The following is a 22,113-nucleotide window of genomic DNA, read 5'->3' as shown; positions in this document are numbered from 1 at the left end:
AAATTCGTCTAGTTATCCCTAAAACTCTCTGGCTAGATAAGGAAATAATTTAATGTATTTTTAAAAACAATTAGTTAGCTCATTCCTTATCCAAACCTCAGGTTAATTACGTATTAGGGCTGGTGTGATTAATATACCGCTATTTCATCGATATACAGGGGAAGTTTGGGGATTTGAATATCGTCAGATTGCTTACTATTAATGGCTACCACCTTTAAAAAACGCACACTTACGGGAGCAAACGACAACACCGACATTGGCCCACGCGGATTATTAACCTCAGCTAACGTTTGCCACTGCTGTTTATCACTAGAACCCAGCACTTGAATATGTGTTGGCGGGTGCAGTTGTCTATGTCGCCCGCTGTCAAAGCCCAGCTTAACCTGCTGCACTTGCGTTGACGCATCTAAGTCAATAACCGCCTCAAGATCGGTATCGTAAAAAATCGCATAATCATCAACGCTGTAAAATTGATCATAAGCAAATTGACCATCCTGCAGCTTAATCGCAGAGCCTTCGGCGGCTAGCGAGGCAAGCGTTATTTCTTTTCCAAGCGCTAAATGAGGTGAAAGCGTTAAACGCGCATCGCCTACCAATTGCCCCAAATCGCTTACATAACTGCGGGCGCGAAGCTGCGTTTCGTCAGTTATCACTAGTGGCTTTTGATATTGCTGAGATTGTAGCGTTGGCTCGCTGCCGTCTAAGGTATAGTAAATAGCCGTGCCGGCAATTTCAGAGGTAATGGTGGCGACAAGCTGCTGCCCATTAATCTCGCTTGAAATAATAGGCTTATGGCTACTATAAGCGGTATTGAGGTGCATCTGCTGGTAGCGTTTTAAAAGCGCGGGTAAACGATATTGGCTGTAATCAGACCACGACTTTTGTGTTTTATTCGACCACAATGTTTCGGCCAGCGCACTCAAGCGCGGAAACAGCATATACTCGGCATGACGAGGTGTTTTTATATATTCAGTCCAAAGTGCACCTTGCGCACCAATAATAAAGGCTTGTTGCTCCGCAGTTAAGTGGCTGGGTTGAGGCTCATATTGATAAACGTTTTTTAGACTTGAAAGCCCGTGGATGGCTTTGGGCTCGTCAAGATTGCGCGATTGATAGGCATCAAAATAAATATATTGATAAGGACTCATGATCACCTGATGGCCCATTTTTGCAGCTTGAATGCCTCCTTCCGTGCCCCGCCAAGACATGATCACGGCGTCATCCGCCACCCCTCCTTCTAATATTTCATCCCAACCAATTACCGTTTTGCCAAGATTTTGGACGATTTTAGCGACCCGTTTAATAAAATAGCTTTGCACTTGCTCAGGTGTGGTTAACTGATGCTGTTGCATCAACTTTTTCACCTCGGGGCTTTCTAACCACTGCTTTTTTATCACCTCATCGCCACCAATGTGGATATATTGGCTCGGAAATAGCTCGGCAACCTCTTTGTATACAACACCAAGAAACGCAAACACGTCTTCACGGGGACATAGCACATCTTCAAAAATACCAAACTGCGGCTGCACCTTTACTGCGCGCTGGTGGCAAGATAACTCGGGATATGCGGCAAGCATCGCACTGCTATGCCCCGGAATATCGATTTCAGGGATCACTTCAATATGTCGCGCCTGCGCGTACTCAACCACGTCCTTAATTTGCGCCTTGGTATAAAAGCCCGATACCGTTTTATTATCAAACAATGGTTGATAATCATAGGTATGGCCAACCACGGTATGAGGCCGTGTTGCCCCAACCTCGGTTAGTTTAGGGTACGCATCAATGGCGATTCGCCAGCCTTGATCATCGGTTAGGTGCCACTGAAAGACATTGAATTTATGCATCGCCAGCCAATCGATATAACGCTTCACGAACGCCACATCGAAAAAGTGCCGACTTACATCTAAATGCATGCCACGGTATGAGAATCGGGGCTGATCTTTTATTTCTACCGCAGGTATTGCCCAATTCGCCTGATTGATGGGCATACGCGACTCTATCTCAGCAGGGAGTAATTGTCGCAGTGACTGCATCCCCCAAAATAATCCGGTCGCAGTATTCGCTTGTATTTCAACCCCTTCAGGCGTCACGCTCAGCGCATATCCCTCTTGAGATAGCGGTATATCGACAATCTTAAAGGCAATACTATTTTTAGTTGTGCTATCAGCCTGAGACACTGGCAACTGATAGCCCGTCGGCGAGCGCAAAAAGTTCGCTAATTGCTGCGCAACGCTTTGAGCTTGCTGCTGGTTAAAGGTAATTTTACTGTCATGGGTAAGGTTAAAGTGACCGTTACCAAAACTAGCACTCAGTGGTTTTGGGGTGATCTGTAGCGCTGCACAAAGTGGTGTGAGCAACAAAGAAAACAGCAATAAACTGCTTTGCAAAAATGTATAAAAGACACTCTGGTTCATAAATAACTTCCTGAGAAAAGCCCGCTTATAGCGGGCTTGAGTGAACTAATGAGCACTGGGCAGTGTGCAAATTAGCAAGGGAAATACAGGGCCTAATGACCTTTGCTATTTAATTTTTGTTCCCCTGAGTGAGTTTTGGTCGCGACGCTCGACTTGCTACATAGTGGGCTGAGCAAAAAGTTAAGCAACAATGAACTAAGCGCACTCAGGTGAACCCGATAAGGCCCTAAAAATTCAGCGTCAGCGATGCGCTGATGGTGCGCCCTAAGATCGGCCGAGCATAGTAATAGTCGTATCCTGCTTGAACATCGTTGATGGCACGCGGATTTCCTTCGGTTAACCCAAGTTCATCACTGATATTGGTCGCTTTCACATGCAGCGCAACCGCGTCGGTAAAGCGATAATTCACGCCCATGTCAATTGTGGTGTAGGCAGGGAGCTCAAACTTATTCTCACCGTCTGAGTAACGCTCTCCTAAGTGGTGAATGGTTAAATAGATATCACCATCGTCAAAGTAATAGGTTGGCGTTAACCTAAGCTGCACTTTAGGTGTGCGCTTCACTTGCTTGCCTTCCCAATGTGCAAATGCCCCGGTAAATCCTTCCATTTTTGGGTCTTGTAACACGCCTGTCAGCTCAAGCTGTAAATTGTCATGCGCCTGCCACACTGTTTCAAACTCAAGACCATCGGTGACAGTGTCTATCGTTTGATTCGCCACCTCACCATCGCTGCCGGTAAAATTACGTTCCACTAAGTCATTAAATTTAGTTCTAAACAAGGTCAGTGATGCGCCAATTGAATCGCCAGCATAGCGAGTACCCAATTCGCTAAAGGTTAAATTAACGCTGTCATTAAAGTCAGCATCAACCCCTGAGTGAATATTCTGACCAAAGCTCATTAACCTTGGCATTTCAAAGGCGTCGGCATAACGACCAAATACTGACACATCATCCGAGAAGGTATAATTGAATCCCACCGTCCATGCGGTTTCGGTTTCGCTACGAGTTTTTGACAGGAATTTGTTTGACGGCATATCGACGTAATTGTTGGCAAGATTGTTATCTATGTCATTACCAGCGCTGTCAAAAGCGCCCGCAACAGGCTGTGCAAATGTGGTTGCGGAGGCGGTGCTATCTAGCTCCAACCACTCAATCCGTACACCACCGTCAATACGAAGGTTATCGGTTGCTTGATATTGTTCATTGATAAATAAAGAGTTGGAAGTACTGGTACCAAAAGCGGTTGCCTGTCCCCAACCAGGAGCATAACCTGTTGAACCGTGGTCGGTTAATTGACCAACCACTTGCTGATTGCTGTTGACTGCAACAATATCGAGTAATCGAGCATTGTCTTTTACTTCCGTTAAAAACTGCGATTCCCATTTATCAACTGGCAAGGAATCCGCATCTACATAGGCAAATAACCACCCGATGGTCAGCGTGTGCTGATCACCTTCATAGGTAAAATTGAGCTTGTTAACAAACTGTTCGGCATCATAGCGCGAATAAAGCGGGTAGCTTGTGGTGACTAAGCCGTTCCCGTTTAAATTGCTGACATCTGTCAGTATTTCACCACTATCGACATATCGATACCGTGCGGCAACGGCGCCATCACTGGCAAACTGGTCCAGCATATTTTGCACATCTTGCTGCCCAAGCCGGGTATTGGCATTGACGAGCGTCGAGTTATCGAAGTTAAGCAAAATATACATGTCGTTTTCAAACTGTGAGTAACGGCCAGCTGTATTTAGCAGCCAACGGTCGCTTAACTCCCAATCTAAGTGATAGCCTATGGTACTAAACTTGGTATGCTGCCCATCTTTAAGGTCTCGTGTTTTATAGCTGCCATCAGGCTGTAGATAGTGTAAAAAGCGCTGACCATTACCAATCAAGGTGCCATGCTGTGGGTCGACACCAGCAATGCCTTTAGGGTCGCTTTGATCTCTAAGCGGAATAGGCACAAAGAAAGTGGTATGGTCATTGAGGTGTTTGGCAGACAGCGTGAGTTGGCCTTTGTCAAACTCACGTACTAAATTGAGTCGAAGTTGGCCGCCGTGATCTGCGGTAAACTCTGTGTCTCTCACGCCATCAGAACGACGATAAGAGCCACCTATCGACATTTTCCAGTTGTCACTAATGGGCGTGCCATAAAAGAACTCGCCGCGATACATGCCGTAATCGGCAGCAGTTAGGCGGATCGTCGCTTCTTCAATGTCATCCGGTTTACGGGTAATAAAGTTTACTAATGCCGCAGGGCCATTGGTGGTCAGTAGACCTGAGGTACCCCCACGAACCGCTTCCATATGTTCAATCGTAATATCTTGACGCTGATAAAAATCAACCCATACGCCGTCGTACACCACAGGTAGCCCGTCTTCTTCAACGCCAATGTAACGGAAGCCTTCACCGCCACGTAGTCCTCTAGGCGCAACATTATTGTTGGTTTCACCCCCTGAATCTTCAACCCAAAAGCCTGGCACACTTTCCAGTAGATCCGCCGTACCTAGCGGTGCTTCTCGCGCCAACTGCTCGGCGTTTAATGTGGTCACTGAGACCGATGATTCCAACTTAGTTTGGCCGCGCCCACCGCTGCCAGTCACGACAATTCGCTCAAGGTCGAGTAGTTTCTTTTTTTCTGTAGTTTCTTGCGTCTCTTTTGCTTTTGTTTGTGCAATCGCTGTGTGTGACCCCAATAACGCGCCACTGATAGCAAGCGCAATAAGGTGTTTGTTATAACGAGATGTATTATTGCTCATGGTATTCCCTTCATTCTTGTTGTTGGCAGAGCAAGTGAGTGAAGCTCTGTAAATCTATAAACGAACGAAGGGAAAGTTTTAGGAATATTTTTTTAGCTAAATTGATTTACCGAATTTTAGTGCGAAATTAAACATTTCTGTACCCAAATTTTTTTGGTTTAAGGTTTGGCGCTTAGTCTATTTAAATATTTTTAAAAATATAAAATTAGTGAAGTAACTTTTTGATACTAAGAGATAAAAAATGACATCGCCAACAATTATTGCTTCACTCTAAAAATTTACTGAAGCCTACCATTTGACAATTGCAATTTATAGAACTATACCCGATAAACTCACAAGGATAGAAAAACGCCTTGATGAGCTGTCCCACGCGTGCATATAAGCAAGGTAAAAGATTTTCCATAACATGCAGATTTCAGTGGGAGTTTAACCCGAAATTTTGTACAATTTACGATAAGGAATTCTTTTATGAAAGTATTATTCACCTTAATTATATTAGTATTCAGTGCCTGTACATTGGCAACTCACACTAAAAATGAGCCCTCCGCTAAAGCTGAACTAGATAATTTACTTATCAACAATCAGCAACCAATTCATTTAAACTTGGTGTCGTCAACCAGTAGAACTCCTCCTTCGTGTGACTGGAGTGAGTGTGTTGACAATTGTGATGAATCTCGAAAAGATTGCCTCAAAGGTAGCAACTCTTCTAAGTGCGGCCCTATTTACGAGCGTTGTAAAGAACGCTGTAACAAGCGCTGTAAATAGAAGCAGGCATTAGAAAGTGATATATATAGGATATAGTATATTTGCCTTAGTACTGGGGTGCTTTATTGGCGCGTCAAATACCCCAGTCGTTGCTTCTTTTTTTGCGGTTGTCGCTGCTTTATTAGGTACTATTTTTGGCGTTATTAAGATTGAGGTTAATTCACCGACTAAGCAGAAACTTAACTTACTCGGTGCATTAATTGCAATATTTTCAGTATCATTACTCATTGGCGCAATCATTGGGGAAAAATATCGAAACTATGAAATACCACTAAAGCAAAAAATAGTTCCGTGGGAAGGAAAGCAAGCACCTTCTAATACGTATGAAGCGCTCGACTGGATAATAACCGCTAAGAAACTCTCGGCGCTTGGATATAGCACGAATCAAATATCAGAATTGTATGACATTAGGCTAATTGAAAAAGTAAGACTGGAAAAAGTCATTGCTCAAGAACAAGAAAGTCGAAATGACTGTTATTCACTTGAAAATACCGCTATATATAACCAATCAAATCCATTTCACACCATGCTTCCGGATAATTTAACAACACCGAAAAAAGCCGCAGCAAGAGGCCCAGCTAGTGAGAAAGACAATTAATCGCTCTGGGCTTAGCTTTCAGAATTAATAATTTCTCATCCAGAAATTAACGAAGTGTTAGGCAGTTAGCAGGTGGTGCACTTGGATTTATGCACCAACAAGAACCTTCAAAACTAATTTTGACCTAATCTGCGCCTTTCTATGCTCATATGGGTACTGAGAATCGGGGTGATCTCTGACTCTGGGGCGGGAGCAAAAAGGTGGTTGCCTTGGATAAGGTGACAACCGTTGAGGTTAAGAGACTTAGCTTGCAACGCACTTTCAACACCTACCGCCACACATTCTACATCCAAGCTCTTTGCCATCTGTACAATCAATTTTGCAATATCATTTTGTGAGGCAACCGACTGAGGGGTCGCAAGGAAAGCCGGTGGAATTTTAATGGTTTCAAACGTGAGCTTCTGCAAGTACAGCATGCTGGTATGCCCGACACCAAAATGATCAATTGAGATCCGCATACCAGTTTGCTCTAATTCCGCCATCACTTCTGGTGCTTTATCAAGTAGCTCTATCAGGTCAACTTCTTTGATTTCTATTTCAATTTGCCGAGATGGCAACTGATGTTGCGCAGCCTGCTCCATAAAGTTTTTTATTACGGTTTTATTGGTGAGTTCAGCAAGCGAAAAATTAAAGCTAACCACGAGATTATCGTACTCGTAAAACCATGTTTTCATCGCCTGAAAGGCCTGTGTTCTGAGCTGTTGTCCAATTTCTACCATCAGATCGCCATCACATGCCGCTTCAAAAAAGTCTTCAGGTACCAACAATTGTTCATCTTGCTGCCACCTTGCGAGCACTTCAAGTTTTTTAATCTTGCGGGTATGCGCATCGACAATAGGCTGGTAATAAGGAATAAACTCTCGATTATCTAACCCCTGAATGATCCGACTTTCTTGCACTAAACGCTGCTCCGATTCGTGATCTAGGCGTGCGTTATAAAATTGAAACTCCGTTTGTGTGGCTTTTTTAGCTCGATACATTGCGGTATCAGCATGCTTTAACAAAGCTTCCGTGTTGTCACCATCATCAGGGTAAATTGCAACGCCAGCACTCACCGTAGCTTTTAGACTAACTTGGCGCAAACAATATTGTCCATTAACGCTACTCAATACTTTACTCACCACCTTACGTACATATTTTTTGTCTTGGATCCCGTCAATGAGTAACACAAATTCATCGCCTCCCATTCTGGCAACGGTGTCACATCCTCGAATTTGCTGAGTTAATCGGCTCGCAATTTCTTTGAGTAATAAGTCGCCATAATCGTGCCCCAGTGAGTCGTTGATTTTTTTGAATTTGTTGACGTCAATAAATACCAAAGCAAATTGATGACTCATGCGCTTGGCTCGTTTACAAGCCTGCACTAAACGGTCATGCAGCAATAAGCGATTGGGTAACCCGGTCAATGCATCGTGATGAGCAAGGTGATTCATTTTTTTCGCCATTAATCTCGACTCAGTCACATCTTGAAAGACCATTACAGTGCCAAGGTAGCTGCCGTCTTTAGCTATAATAGGAGAGAAGGAATCTTGGATAGCAAAGGTAAGACCAAGATGATTGGTAATGGAAGTGAGTTCAGGTAAACAAATGGTATGGCCTTGCTTTAGGCAAAGTTCAGGAAATTTATTCACCGAAGCTTTGGTTTCTTCGTGATACATAGACATAACATCATCAAATCGCCGCCCAACCACTTCTTCATTTAACATCGCGAGAATGGCTTCTGTGACAGGGTTAATATAAGTGATCACGCCATTTACGTCTGTACAGATCACGCCATCACCAATAGAGCTCAGCGTCACTTCGAGCAATTCTTTTTCTTCTTCTAGTGCCTGAGCGAGGCGGTTTTCTCTGCTGCTAGTATTAAAATAACAGAGATATCCTGTAACGGTATCCGCGACTTTAATTGGTAAAGCAACAGGAGTAATAACTTTGCCACTGTGTTTGGTCGTGCAATTACCATAACTTTGCATAACAAGCGCTTCGAACATGCTTATTGCACCACTCTTGCCCTCGCTATCGATGTTACCGCTCACAGTGATTAAATTTTCAAGTTTTAACCCTATTACTGAGCTGCCAACACCCAGTATGGATTGCATTTGCTCATTGGCTTGTAGAATAACGCCATCGCTGTCTAACAACGCTTGTGGCACGCTAGAGTCATCGTCAACCATAATTTTTTTAGTATCTTGTGCCTGCCACCAAAGTAGTGCTACAAACAAAAAAACTAAAGCGCTGATGGCAATAAAAGTAATAGGCAATAATAAGAATAGGCCCAATTTATCGGCCATAAGCATGGTCAAGGAGAGTAAAATACCAACAACTAAGAATATCCGTCTCATTGCCTAATCAAACCTAAGTATGGTGATGATGCATTTAGCGGTGTTTTGTACAATGATTGCCCTTGCCACCTGCACTTCTACGCTAAACCTAAACCCATTAGATAAGTCTATTGGCTGATTACGCAGTAAGTAGGTATCAAACACAAAGAGATGTTTGCATCAGTGTTTAATAACTATTGTTCACAATAGCAACGAATTCAAGTTTTTATCTGTTCTGAAAACGAAAGATTATTGCAATAAAACCTCAGTATTTACGTGTGCTGTAAAGGGGCTTTACAACACATCGTCTAGTTATTTACCTGAGGTTTGAATAAGGTATGTGTTAACTAATTATTTTTAAGCTCAGGTTATTTAGACCACACCGCAAATTCATTGCCGCTCGGTTCAATAAAGTGAAAGCGACGACCGCCAGGAAATTCAAATATAGCTTTGCTTATCTCTCCGCCCGCTTGCTCTACTTTGCTTTGTACGGCTTCCAACTCATCGCTGTACAACACTACGAGCGCTCCACCTTGCGCTTGTTTAGAAGACACATCGGCTCGGAAAAAGCCGCCATCAAGGCCTGAATTTGCAAACGCAATATAATCTGGCCCGTAAGATTCAAATTGCCAATCAAACACCTGCTCGAAGAAAGCTTGTGTCGCTACTAAGTCTTTTGCTGCTAATTCTACATAGTTTATATGGTTGTTCATTTTTTATTCCTTTTAAAATCTGTGCTTCATTTATGCTGTTATCGCCTAATAGAAAGCATTTTGTAGTCGCTTCTAAATCAGTGTTAAAGTGTAGGCAATTTTATTCAGCGTTTATTATTGATTGTGCGATTATTATCTCTGCTCACTACTTTAGGAACTATCACATTCATGAGTTTCATCACTTCAGCTCACGCAACAGCAGCACAAGTGCCACTGACCACTTCGCAAATGCTTGGACAAAAGCTTATGCTCGATTTCCGCTATTACTGCGGTGAAAGCAAAAAGCCAAGTGGAGATTGCAGAGCAGCGATGACAACTTTACCGCCTGAGTTGTACGAATTAATAAGCAAATACGACATCGGCGGCGCTATTTTGTTCGCCGAAAATGTGCAAAACACCGCGCAAATCGTCAGCCTAACCAATGCTTTGCAAAGTGCGGCACAACAAAGTAAAAGTCAACTTCCTTTATTTATTGCCATCGATCAAGAAGGTGGCCGTGTTGCGCGAATAAATCGTGAACAAGCAACGTCGTTTACCGGCAATATGAGCATTGGAGCAACCTATCCAAAACAGGATGATACTTACGCAACCAAAGTGGCAAGCGCAATTGGAAAAGAGCTAAATAGCTTAGGGATCAACGTAAACTTCGCCCCAACGGTAGATGTGAACAGCAACCCGAACAATCCGGTGATCAATGTGCGCTCATTCTCGGAAAATCCGGAAGTGGTCGCCAAATTAGGTCTTGCGCAGGTAAAAGCATTTGAGGCCGCAGGCGTTCTCTCTGCGCTAAAGCATTTTCCTGGCCACGGTGATACACATGTTGATAGCCACACAGGACTACCTCGTGTTGATCACGACCGCGACAAAATTAACCAGCAAGATTTATTGCCCTTTGCCGAGATAATCAAAGCATCACCTCCTGGCATGATAATGACAGCCCATATTCAATATCCGGCGCTCGACAACAGTAAAGTCGTCAACTCTCAAGGTGAGAGCATGATAAGGCCCGCGACTATGTCTTATCAGATCATGACACAACTTCTAAGACACGAGTTGGGATACCAAGGCGTGACCGTCACCGATGCGCTAGATATGGCTGGGATCAGCGACTTTTTTAATCCAATCGATGCGACAATTGAAACGTTTAATGCCGGCGTGGATATCGCGCTAATGCCTATTGCAATTCGCAATCGTGCAGACATCAAACGCTTTGAGCAATATATGGCTCAGCTAGCTAAAGCGCTTGATACCAATAAACTAAACCAAGAACAACTTAGCAGTTCTATGGCGCGTATCGCTAAGCTCAAGACAAAGCTGCCGCAATCGAGCGCTTCTTTGGCCATTGCCAATTCAACACTGGGTAATCCAAGCCATCGTCGCTTAGAAGCAGAGCTTGCACTAGCGGCTATCACCGAAGTAAAAAACGATGGTGTATTACCGCTCAGAGGTAACGCTCAAGTTGTTCACCTTATCATGCCTGATAGGCAAAAATGTTTTGCACTCGAGCAAGCATTACAAACATACAGCAAAACCTCGCTCACGCTTTCTTGTACAAGCCTACAAGCCTACGACCCAAACATTGCACATGATGCAATTAAACAGGCCGACGTGATAATCGCCGCACATGCATCACCACCACAAAGTGCGGTAGAGATTGGTGGCATGGACGATGTGAAAAAGTTACGAGAGCATGGGGTGGCGCGTAATGTACAACCTGAAGCGCTGAAAGCATTACTGCAATACGGTCAGGAACTGGGTAAAAAGCAGCTATTTATCAGCCTAAGAGCACCATACGAAATTAGTACCTTTGGCCCGCTTAGTAACGCAGTATTAGCAAGTTATGCTTATAATGTAGACGTAAATCATGATAAAAAAGTAACTGGGCCTGCCTACACGGCGCTGGCCAAAGTGATTTTAGGAATAGCGAAAGCGGAAGGTTCACTGCCTGTAACAGTAAACCACTAATTGGAGGAATCTATGGATCCCAGTGCTTCTTTAAGTGCACCACATGCAATAAGAAAAATGATCAAGGATGGTGATTATACGGGCCCTACTAAAGGGTTCGTGCCTGGGTTCACACAATGTAATGTGATTATTTTGCCGCAAAGCGAAGCATATTCATTCTTTCGCTTTTGTGAGAGTAATCAATCTGTTTGCAAGCTAATTATTCCGCCCAGCGAGCCGGGTAATTTTAACTTTGACACTTTGGGGAAAGATATAGACATTCGCTACCACCTCCCCAAGTATCAGATTTTAAAGCATGGCCAGCTCGCCCAAGAGTGCCATAATATAGAAGAGCACTGGCGCGACGATTTAGTTACCTTTGCTTTTGCCAGTTATCTTTCTTTTGATAACTTACTCGCGCAGTATGGAATAAACCCGCCATCAGCGAATCCAACCACGCCTTTACCACTTTACATCAGTAACTTGCCTTGCAACTCAGTAGATAAGTACGAGGCGAATCAAATATTGGCGATGCGCCCATTAACCAAGCAAAATCTTATTAGTGCCATTCAAGCGGCAACATTGAGCCGACTTCCCTATGCGTTGCCACTTCATTTTGGTGAGCCAAATGAGGTTGGGATCAAAGATCTTAGCAAGCCCAATTTTGGCGAGCCATTGACTTGTAAAGAGGGGCAGCTTCCGGTTTTTTGGGGTTCCAGCCTGACAGCTCAGTTAGCCATAGCAAAAGCGGCACCTGAGTTTTGTATTATGAATAGTCCGCACCATTTATTGGTGACAGATAGACAAGATTTAGAGCTTGCAGTAACGAAGTAGGAAATAAGCATGTTATTAAATTGCGACTTGGGTGAAAGCTTTGGCGCTTGGAAAATGGGGTTAGACGAACACGTAATGCCACATATCGACATGGCCAATGTCGCTTGTGGTTTTCACGCAGGAGATCCTGATGTACTCGCGCAAACACTAAAGCTGGTCAACACGTATCAAGTGACGCTTGGCGCACATCCAAGCTATCCAGACCGCCAAGGGTTTGGCCGCCGCTCAATGCAACTCTCAGAGCAAGAGATCGTCAACGCCTTACATTACCAAATTGCCGCAATTGAAGGGATGGCAAAGGTGCAAGGCTTAACACTAAATTATGTAAAACCACACGGTGCGCTTTACAACGATATGATGAAGTCACAAAGGATATTAAGCTGTGTTATCAAGGCCATTTCACACTATCCAAGTGAACTTAAGTTGATGGTGCTAGCCACTGCGCAACAAGCAAGTCACCAACAACTCGCCGACGACTATAATGTATCACTGATTTTTGAAGCCTTTGCCGATAGACTGTACACCGATGAAGGCTTACTGACTCCCCGCTCTGAAGCGGGTGCAGTGCATGACAAATCAGCGCTACTTGCGCAAGTTAAGCAATTACACCAGCAAGGCAGTGTTACAACTGCAAGCGGGAAGTCACTTTCCTTACGCGCCGATACCTTATGTGTTCACGGTGACAATGAGGCGAGCATTGCCTTAATTGAAGAAATAAGAAACGTGATAAATCAATAATTTGTGATAGTCTGGCCGTATATGTTTAATAAGTGAAAGTTAACTCAGCGAAAGGACTTTACATGCAGCTCACCACAGAAAGACTTACCTTAAGGCCTATACTTAATACAGATTGGCCGCTTTGGTTAGAACTTCATCAACAACCAGATGTCATGCGTTTTGTCGGTGAGATCACCGATGAAGCTACGCTGTGTGAAAAGTTTAACCATGGTTTAAGCGCCGGACTTGGGCAGTGGCACAAAGAAGATAACACTTGGCTCACCTTAGTGATTGAAGAAACGGCCACAGCGACCCCTATCGGGCTACACGGATTTTTAAGTATGTGGACACCATTTCAACAGGCTGAGTTAGGTTTTATGCTCTCACCCAAATTTCAAGGAAAGGGTTACGCCTTTGAAGCTTCTAAAGCCGTCATTGATTTTGCCTTGCGCGAATGTAATTACCACAAGCTCATCGCCACCGTTACCCAAGGAAATCATGCCTCTCACCATTTACTCAAGAAACTAGGATTTGAGCTTGAAGGCACGCTAAAACATAACTTCCAAATTAACGGCAAGTGGGTAAATGACGAGAAGTTTGGATTATTGAGGATATGATCCGTACAACAAGAACAAAACTTGTTGCACTCACTTCAGAGTATGCAGAGAAGCTTGCCACTTATCACCTAGAGAACCGTGATTACTTTGCACCGTGGGAGCCGTCTCGACCAGAAAGCTACTACTCAATGGAGTATTGGGTGGCACACACAGAGCAAGCCGAATATGCCGCACAATCCGATACCGCTTATCACTTTATTGCGTTATTGCCAGAACGGCCTCAGATAGCTGGGCTATGTAGCTTCACCCAAATTGCACGAGGTCCGTTTCAAGCTTGTTATTTAGGCTACTCCATAGCATCACAATTTGCGGGTCAAGGCTATATGACCGAGATCTTAGAAGCTGCAATCTCACATATGTTCGATCAGCGAAACATGCATAGGATCATGGCAAATTATATGCCCAGCAACGTGGCAAGCGCGCGAGTGTTGCAAAAACTAGGCTTTGAACAAGAAGGCTATGCTAAGCAATATCTACGCATTGCTGGAAAATGGGAAGATCATGTTTTAACAGCCAAGCTGAGAGCAGAATAAACCCCGCGTCGACTATTTTTACATTCATTAACATCAACCTCTGTACTTAAAGACCCTAAAAAGGGTAAGTTTTTAGTAAGTATATTGTAACAATCAGAGAAAATAATAATGAATAAAAAAATATTTCAACTCTCTTTAATCAGCTTAGGATTAGTACACCTGAGTGCTTGTGACCTTTTTGGCGGTGATGATAAGAATACTCCACCAGAAATCGTAACCGCAATCGAAGCAAGCATTGGGGAGCGGAGCTTCCTAAGTGGTGGGGTTACAATTTCAGACAGTGATGGATCAATTTCGTCTCGCACAATAAAACAAACCTCAGGACCAGACGTCATCGATCTTACCTTGGGCGATTCTAGTCTTTCTTTTACTGCACCAGAAGTCACTGAAGATACCAAAGTAGCCTTCTTGATAACTGCTACAGATGATGACGGTGATAAGGCAGAAAAAGAAGTTTCTGTCACCATCAAACAAATAAATAGAGCCCCTCTAATTACAGGGTCAGAACACAGCCTTGAATATAACAACACCTTAGAATTTACTCTGGATGTAAAAGATGAAGATGGCGATGCACTGGAGGTCACTTTCGAGCCGGCACTTTCGGGTGTTGTTGAATTAATTAATGCAACAACGCAGACATACAGCTATACCCCAACTCATAACAACATAACTAAAGAGATTTTGCACTTCGGCGTGAGCGATGGCGACCTCACAAACTCTGCAGAAGTTCAGATAGAAATTATCGATACAACAGCACCACGACTAATGACAAGTTTGCCAGAGTCCTCAGCGACTCGGGTTAGCTTAACAGGTGAGATCCAGCTGCACTTTGACGACAATATGTCCGCGTCTTGGTCAAGTGAAATTGGTACTTCAGAGTGTAATGGCGCAATTCATATAAGAGAATCTGGTAATCAAACTTGCGTAGAATTTTCAGTAGGACAAACACAGCAAGAAGATGGATACGCTTTTTCTTTAACACCAATGGAGCCCCTTAAAGCAGGCACTGAATATGAATTAACCATCTCAGAAACGGTGACCAACTTTTATGGGACTGCCATCGCCCAAGCTGAAAAGCTTACTTTTGTTACTGGACAGAAAGATTTACTTATCACCGAGATTTCATCGTCTAGGTATATCGATGATAACCGCTGGGTAGAAATCTACAACGGTACAGACGAAACTATCGATTTGAGTAATTATCAACTCGTTGCCGAAAGCATCGAGTTGGAAAACTACAATGATGGCGGCACTAAAGTCTTTCCGTTGAAGTCACAGCTACTTGAACCGGGCGAATATATCGTAGTGCAAAATGAACATGGACCTCAAACATGGCAGCGCAGCGTGACAAGCTCTAATCAGTTGATGCTAGTCGGCGATGGACAGTTTGCGCCAGCATGGTATATATCTGGGTATGTCGAATTACAAAACAAGCAAGGTGAAACGGTTGATTTTGTCCGTTTTGGCGAAAGCGATAAAGCACCAGCAACGCCTTCAGAATGGCAAGAGAGTGCCGAGTTATTACCAGTTTCAAATCAACTAGGTCAAAGCCTTGTTAGAACAAGCCTATTAACAGATACCAATTCGATTAGCGATTGGCAATCTGCCGCCTTTTTTACACCTGGCGGCAATAATGATGTGCTCTGTGATAAAGATGAGGACTTAGACGGAATCCCTGATTGTTCAGAGCAGCCTGGTGGCACATTCGCAGGCTTACCTTTATACGAATGGGGTGCAAGAGCTGGCGTCAGAGATATTTTCATAGAAGTTGACTATATGGAAAGTAATGATGCAGGTATTACGCCTCACAAACCCGCACTAGACAAAGTAAAAGCGGCGTTTGCAGCTCAAGATATAGCAGTGCACTTTGACGTAGGTAACTTGTATCACCAAACAGAAGGCTTATCACCTGAACAACATGATTTGGGTGGCGGCGAGCAGCTCCCCTTTGTACAAACCACAACCTTTGCCAGTTCAGAGCAAGCGCCGAGTATTCTTGATCACAAAGCCAAGCATTTTGATCTTAAACGCCGACCAATTTTTCACTATATGCTGATGGCAAACAGTCAAGAAGCAGACGGCAGTGGCGGATCTTCTGGCTTAGCTGAGTTATTTGGCAACGACCTTATTATCTCGTTGGGGAATTGGGGACTGAACTTAGAGTCTGAGCTCATGACCAATGTGACCTACAACTACCAAGCAGGAACGATTATGCACGAATTGGGGCATAATCTCGGTTTGTATCACGGTGGCAATGAAAATACTAACTTTAAGCCAAATCACTTTAGCGTGATGAATTATTTGTATCAACTCAGTGGGTTATCAACCATTGGCAATAACGAAGGCGATCGATACTTACGTCGCTGGTTCCGTAAAAACGAAAACTGCTTTCCGGAAGGCTCTGCAATTTTAAACGGCCCGACAGATGATATTACGAACTTTGTTATTGACTACTCTCATGGTAAAAACCTGCCATTAGACGAAGCCAAATTGGACGAATCAAAAGGCCTTAATAATCCCAACTCAGAAGCCATTGATTTCAACTGTAATGGCAGCACTTCTGATGTTTTAGTGGACTTTAACCTCAATGATGACAGTGAAAACACATCCATTTTGACTGACTACGATGAATGGTCAAGTTTAATACTGAATTTTACACGCTTCTGGAGCGGTGCGAACAGCGGTCATTCGCATCAAACGACTGAAATGCGTCCTAAACGGTCCATCATGCATACCGACATTCAATTAGTGCATGAGGAAACGGCACCACCGAAAGCGGTATTTGAACAAATTAAACATTGGTCAAACTATCAACAATAGATATAACGCACGAATAGGCCCTAGTTTGGGCCTATTTTTTACATTAATCACTATTACGCTCAGAAGGCAGATCACTCATATATTCCACAAACTCAATTTCATATCCGGCTGGATCAATAAAGTAAACGTTTTTTCGGTGTGGATGCTGCGCTCCGACTTTATCAACTGTATAACCCGCTTCGGTTAGCCTATTGACGACACGCTCGATACTTTGAACCACATAGGCAAAATGTGCCAAACCGACTTGGTGACCTTCGAGTGCTCTGTTTTGACCCTCACCGTGATCGCTAAACGCTATATAATGATAGTCATCACCAAAATGCAGCCAGGTTCGTGCTTTGCCGTACCATTCGCCTTGCCCTTTGCTTCTAACTTTCCAGTGAGGAAATGCGGTGCGATAAAAGTGAAGCACCTCTTCTAGGTCGCTAACTACCAAATTTACGTGTTCTAAGTACATACATATCATCCTCTTCTTTGTAAATTCCGCTAACTGGAGGCAACGATAAAACCGCAAGTTAAGTTGAGGTAAAGCACTTTTTTATGGATTTTTAATTTGTTCACCGCAAAGAGTTGATTAAGCTGCAATATGGCGCATAGTGGAAATGATAATTAGAAACAGGATGAGTCATGAAATACTTTCTAGCAGGCGTCGCTATTGCAAGCTCAGCTTGCGCTGTGCAAGCCGCATCGCTTGAGCCAACCGATATATTTAATCTTGAATATGCTAATCAAATTGACATCACCAATGACGGTGACAAAGTCTTCTTCGTACGCAACCGCATGGATATCAAAAGTGATAGAAAAGTCGGTAATATCTGGTCTGTAGACCTTGCTACCAATGCAATGCAGCCAGTTACCTCTGGATTGCACATGGATTATTCTCCTGTGCTGTCGCCTAGTAATGATCGCATCGCTTTTGTTTCTACTCGCGACGGTAGCAGCCAAATTTATGTGAAATGGTTAGCAACCGGTGCCATTGCCAAGATCAGCAATTTAGCCCATGGACCATCAGGACTACATTGGTCACCAGATGGTAAAAGCTTATACTTTAGCCAGTTTGTTCCCAGCCAAAAGGCACCACCGGTATCTGTTGCAGGGAAACCTAAAGGGGCAGAATGGGCAAAACCCCCCGTATTTATCGATGAGGTATACTATCGCGCCGACGGTGCTGGTTATACCGAACCGGGCTTTAATCATATTTTCAAAATTGACGCCAACGGTGGCAACGCAAAACAGTTAACCTCTGGCAACTTTGATCATGGCGGCGAACTGAGTTTTGCTGATGACGCAAAGGCGCTGTATTTTTCGGCTAATCGCCACAAGGATAACCAATTAAACCCAACCAACAGCGAAGTCTATAAGCTAGACCTAAACTCGCTTGAAATCACAGCGGTAACTGACCGAGTTGGCCCAGATAATCGCCCAGAGGTGTCACCTAATGGCCGCTATCTGGCTTACCTTGGTTATGATGATAAAAAAACCAATTACGAGAATAGCCTACTCTATGTCAAAGATCTCAAATCAGGCGAAACCAAAACCTATGCAGCCGATTTAGATAGAAGCCTTGCCTCTGTCACTTGGGCCGCCAACAGCCGTGGCGTCTATGTGAGTTATGACAGTGAAGGGAAAACCACACTTGGCTATCAGCCGTTAAAAGGGCGTTTTGAGCAGATAACGGATGCCATTGGTAGTGTTAGTTTTGGTCGCCCCTATTCCGGTGGTGACTATGCCATCAGTGACCGTGGATTAGTGGCTTTTACACTCGCAGATACCCAGCGCCCTGCCGATGTCGCAATTGTAAAACGCGGCGAGCCAAGACCAATTACAAAGCTTAACGAAGATGCCCTTGGCGATAAAACACTGGCAAAAGTTGAAGAAGTTTGGCTAAAGTCGACACATGATCAACTGCCAATTCAAGCTTGGGTCGCCTACCCTCCTGGGTTCGATAAATCTAAAAAGTATCCGCTCGTACTTGAGATCCACGGTGGCCCAGTTGCAAACTATGGCCCACACTTTAGCGCCGAGGTACAGCTTTTTGCTGCCCAAGGCAGCGTAGTGCTTTACATGAATCCACGAGGCAGCGACTCCTACGGCAAAGAGTTTGCTCAAACTATCCACCATAACTACCCAAGCCATGACTTTGACGACCTAATGACAGGTGTAGATCACCTGATTGGCGAAGGCTATATAGACAAAGACCGCTTGTTTGTTACGGGCGGTTCAGGTGGCGGCGTGCTCACCGCGTGGACTGTCGGTCACACGGATAGATTCGCAGCAGCAGTCGTAGCAAAACCGGTGATCAACTGGTATAGCTTTGTATTAACAGCAGATTTCTATCCATTTTTTGCGGACTACTGGTTCCCAGGAAAACCATGGGAGCACATGGAACATTATATGAAACGCTCGCCTATTAGCTATGTGGGTAATGTAAAAACCCCAACCATGCTACTGACAGGTGAAGCGGATTATCGTACGCCAATCTCAGAAACTGAGCAGTATTATCAAGCGCTTAAGCTGCAAGGTGTAGAAACAGCTATGGTCAGAATTCCAGATGCCTCACACGGAATAACCAAAAGGCCATCTAACCTGCTAAACAAAGTAGCTTATATTCAGTGGTGGTTCGACAAGCACGACCCGAAGAAATAAAACAATTATTCCTCAGGCGCATAACAATTCTGAGGGTGATAAAGTTATCGATATTGTCAGAATAAACTGACCTATATCGATAACTTCCAATATTAATTTAGAACAGTTTCATAGCCTAGTTATTAGAGAGTAAGCAGTGAATAGATTTAAATAATTTTTCTCTAGTCAAAACTCATCCATATTACCAAGAGACCGACAACGCCTCCAAAGCATCATGTGCTTCGTTTATCGCCTCATTTCTCATTTCTTCGCTTGCCCATTGATTAACTGCTGATACCGCATGAAAATCCGTGAGTCCCATGAACCCAAATACAGAACGAATATAAGGTGTACAGAAATCATAGGCTTCCATTGGCGTACCTGACTCATAGCTACCAGCACTTGAGGTAATTAATACCAGTTTTTTATCCGCTGATAGTTTTGGTTTAAAGCCCTCTACTGGGTCAATTGTGAAAGTACGCTCGTTTCGTACGATATTGTCAATGTAGCACTTTAAAGTCCATGGGACGGAAAAATTATACATAGGTGCTGAAATAACAACTCTGTCCGCACTTACAATTTCTTCAATAAGCGCATCTGATTGAGCCAACACATCCCAATCATGTGAACTTTTATCCAAATCTGGAATTGTATTTGATTGAGTCCATTGCAGGTCAGGCCCTTTAACCGGATGGTCTCCCAAGTCCCTAGAAACGACCACACTTTCAGGGAATCGAGTTTGCAACTTCGCAATAAACTCATTTGCAAGCTTATTAGTAAGTGACTGTTCGCTTCGAACACTTGAAGAAATATAAAGAATCTTCATCTATCATTCCTTTTTTGATATATTTTCAATATTACTGTTGAGTTCAACACTAATTTTTTTTGCCAAAGTAAAAAACTGACTAAGCTCGTCTTTATTTACTCCATCAAGTAAATTTACGATCCAGTCTTTATGAGAAAAAGCTATTGATTCAACAAAACTAACTCCCTCTTTTGTTAGCGTGGTATAAACCTGCCTATTATCACTTTCAGAGCGAACTTTTGTTATTAACCCATCTCTCTCCAAACGTTTACATAAGCTTGTCGCCGTAGCAGAGGAAATATCTAGTAGCTTTGAAAAATCACTGACCTGTAAAGATTTTTTTTCTTTGTATAATTTTAAAAGTATTACAAGTCTATTCTCCTGCATATCGTATTTACCTAATTCTTTCTGGCAACTTAAATTAATTAAGTTTGCCATCGATAAAATAATAAAAACGGACTGCATATTTATAATGTCAGTCTTTCGACCTTCTAATGAGAGGAGTAGCTTGTATTTTTCAGAAAAGCTGAACTCTTTATTTTCAGACATAAATCACCTCAATTTTTTAACTTTACACAACACGAAGCATCACAAAGAGAATAAATTTTTAACAAACCACCCATTCTACCATGAGTCGAGTCGATTCAAGCCTTGAAACAGCTAAAATATCGGCGGATAACCAACACTAAAGCATAAATCAACTTAAGAGATGAGGCGCCTCCGAAAACACAACATCAAATAAAACAAAAATTCACACAAAGAAACATTTTTTGTTTTTTATTTACATTGAGTTGATAATTTGATTTACTGTAGCACCAAATAGTTAGATGTCAAGTTATTAGATAGCTAAACAGTTATAGGTTATATGAAAAATGAATACGGCAACAAGGGAAAAAGGGGCTAGCCGAAAAGGACAACTAACCCAATTAGAATTAGATAAATTAAATCATGGGATTACGGAATCTAAGACATTAGTCGAATGCTTGGAGGTTGATTTTGCAGAGTTAGCAACATCTTTGCGTCTGTTCACTTCCGATGACCTTATTTCTATATCTGAATCGAGAAACTTAGGGATCACGAAAAGGATGTCAGCCATGGGAGTGTTGTTAAATTCAAAACTGTCTCCGCGAGATAAATCAGCGCTACAGAAACATCCTTCCGACTTAGTTCGAGGGTGGGTTGCCTACGCTATTGGCTGTGATAACAACCTTAATCTAGAACAAAAAATAGGCTCACTTATACCATTGATTGATGACCATCACTTTGGTGTTCGTGAATGGTCTTGGCTTGCTGTTAGGGCGGACATAGCTTCCGATATTACAGCAGCAATTAGCTTACTGGAACCATTAACATATTCCGACTCATCTAGAATTAGACGATTTGCATCAGAGAGTATTAGGCCCCGCGGTGTATGGTGTAAACATATACCTGAATTAAAGAAAGCTCCTGAATTAGCCGAAGTAATTCTAAATAACCTTAAGTCTGACCAAGACAAATATGTCATAGACTCTGTTGCTAACTGGTTAAATGACTGTGCAAAAGATAATCCAAATTGGGTTTTAAATATATGTAATAAGTGGCAGAAAAGTGAGACACCTATCTCTCATAGATTACTAGAAAAAGCTACACGCTCTATCAAAATCTAAATATTTTTA

Annotated in this window: 16 protein-coding genes; 9 read left to right on the top strand and 7 right to left on the bottom strand. The window is 43.1% G+C overall.

What is annotated here, in order from left to right:
- Window positions 1-128: 128 nt before the first annotated feature.
- Together EXT47_RS21805 and EXT47_RS21800 are read right to left on the bottom strand one after the other, a co-directional pair.
- A complete protein-coding gene (locus EXT47_RS21805; RefSeq protein ID WP_130127577.1) occupies window positions 129-2,414 on the bottom strand; it encodes a beta-N-acetylhexosaminidase in 2,286 nt (761 codons plus the stop codon).
- 226 nt (window positions 2,415-2,640) lie between these two features.
- Window positions 2,641-5,169, bottom strand: a complete 2,529-nt coding sequence (locus tag EXT47_RS21800; protein ID WP_130127576.1) for a TonB-dependent receptor — start codon at window positions 5,167-5,169, stop codon at window positions 2,641-2,643.
- A 781-nt stretch (window positions 5,170-5,950) separates the two neighbouring features.
- Between EXT47_RS21800 and EXT47_RS21790 the strand changes: the two genes are divergently transcribed.
- Window positions 5,951-6,532, top strand: a complete 582-nt coding sequence (locus EXT47_RS21790; RefSeq protein WP_010375730.1) for a hypothetical protein — start codon at window positions 5,951-5,953, stop codon at window positions 6,530-6,532.
- 113 nt (window positions 6,533-6,645) lie between these two features.
- On the opposite strand, the gene EXT47_RS21785 is transcribed toward EXT47_RS21790, so the two are convergent.
- Window positions 6,646-8,871: an EAL domain-containing protein gene (locus EXT47_RS21785; protein ID WP_240701650.1), complete on the bottom strand. Its 2,226-nt coding sequence runs from the start codon at window positions 8,869-8,871 to the stop codon at window positions 6,646-6,648.
- A 347-nt stretch (window positions 8,872-9,218) separates the two neighbouring features.
- The gene (locus tag EXT47_RS21780; RefSeq protein ID WP_010603872.1) at window positions 9,219-9,563 is read right to left on the bottom strand and encodes a VOC family protein; all 345 of its coding nucleotides are present in this window, start codon (window positions 9,561-9,563) and stop codon (window positions 9,219-9,221) included.
- Between the two features lie 168 nt (window positions 9,564-9,731).
- Between EXT47_RS21780 and EXT47_RS21775 the strand changes: the two genes are divergently transcribed.
- From EXT47_RS21775 to EXT47_RS21745, 6 genes are all read left to right on the top strand, one after another.
- Window positions 9,732-11,528, top strand: a complete 1,797-nt coding sequence (locus EXT47_RS21775; protein ID WP_130127574.1) for a glycoside hydrolase family 3 protein — start codon at window positions 9,732-9,734, stop codon at window positions 11,526-11,528.
- Window positions 11,529-11,540: 12 nt separating this feature from the next.
- Window positions 11,541-12,341 carry a DUF1445 domain-containing protein gene (locus tag EXT47_RS21770; protein WP_039496315.1) on the top strand — a complete coding sequence of 267 codons (801 nt, stop codon included), beginning with the start codon at window positions 11,541-11,543 and terminating at the stop codon, window positions 12,339-12,341.
- A 9-nt stretch (window positions 12,342-12,350) separates the two neighbouring features.
- On the top strand, window positions 12,351-13,079 hold the full coding sequence (locus EXT47_RS21765) for a 5-oxoprolinase subunit PxpA (RefSeq protein ID WP_130127573.1): 729 nt from the start codon (window positions 12,351-12,353) through the stop codon (window positions 13,077-13,079).
- Window positions 13,080-13,141: 62 nt separating this feature from the next.
- Entirely contained in the window at window positions 13,142-13,675 is a 534-nt protein-coding gene (locus EXT47_RS21760) for a GNAT family N-acetyltransferase (protein ID WP_130127572.1), read from the top strand.
- Window positions 13,672-14,208: a GNAT family N-acetyltransferase gene (locus tag EXT47_RS21755; protein WP_039496310.1), complete on the top strand. Its 537-nt coding sequence runs from the start codon at window positions 13,672-13,674 to the stop codon at window positions 14,206-14,208. Before EXT47_RS21760 ends, EXT47_RS21755 begins: the two co-directional genes overlap by 4 nt.
- A 108-nt stretch (window positions 14,209-14,316) precedes the next feature.
- Complete coding sequence (locus EXT47_RS21745; protein WP_165383834.1) at window positions 14,317-17,028, top strand: Ig-like domain-containing protein; 2,712 nt, start codon at window positions 14,317-14,319, stop codon at window positions 17,026-17,028.
- 43 nt (window positions 17,029-17,071) lie between these two features.
- Here EXT47_RS21745 and EXT47_RS21740 read toward each other — a convergent pair whose 3' ends face one another.
- Window positions 17,072-17,485 carry a VOC family protein gene (locus tag EXT47_RS21740; protein WP_039496307.1) on the bottom strand — a complete coding sequence of 138 codons (414 nt, stop codon included), beginning with the start codon at window positions 17,483-17,485 and terminating at the stop codon, window positions 17,072-17,074.
- Window positions 17,486-17,655: 170 nt separating this feature from the next.
- Here EXT47_RS21740 and EXT47_RS21735 point away from each other — a divergent pair, with 170 nt between their 5' ends.
- Complete coding sequence (locus EXT47_RS21735) at window positions 17,656-19,674, top strand: S9 family peptidase (RefSeq protein WP_130127571.1); 2,019 nt, start codon at window positions 17,656-17,658, stop codon at window positions 19,672-19,674.
- A 181-nt stretch (window positions 19,675-19,855) separates the two neighbouring features.
- On the opposite strand, the gene EXT47_RS21730 is transcribed toward EXT47_RS21735, so the two are convergent.
- Window positions 19,856-20,479, bottom strand: a complete 624-nt coding sequence (locus EXT47_RS21730) for an FMN-dependent NADH-azoreductase (protein WP_039496302.1) — start codon at window positions 20,477-20,479, stop codon at window positions 19,856-19,858.
- A 3-nt stretch (window positions 20,480-20,482) separates the two neighbouring features.
- On the bottom strand, window positions 20,483-21,007 hold the full coding sequence (locus EXT47_RS21725; RefSeq protein WP_039496300.1) for a MarR family winged helix-turn-helix transcriptional regulator: 525 nt from the start codon (window positions 21,005-21,007) through the stop codon (window positions 20,483-20,485).
- Window positions 21,008-21,330: 323 nt separating this feature from the next.
- On the opposite strand from EXT47_RS21725, the gene EXT47_RS21720 reads away from it, so the two are divergent.
- Window positions 21,331-22,104 carry a hypothetical protein gene (locus EXT47_RS21720; RefSeq protein ID WP_039496298.1) on the top strand — a complete coding sequence of 258 codons (774 nt, stop codon included), beginning with the start codon at window positions 21,331-21,333 and terminating at the stop codon, window positions 22,102-22,104.
- Window positions 22,105-22,113 lie beyond the last annotated feature (9 nt).

This window comes from Pseudoalteromonas sp. CO342X (genome assembly GCF_004208915.1).
GTDB classification, from domain to species: Bacteria; Pseudomonadota; Gammaproteobacteria; order Enterobacterales; family Alteromonadaceae; genus Pseudoalteromonas; species Pseudoalteromonas maricaloris.
This window is presented reverse-complemented; position numbering and strand designations above follow the sequence as displayed.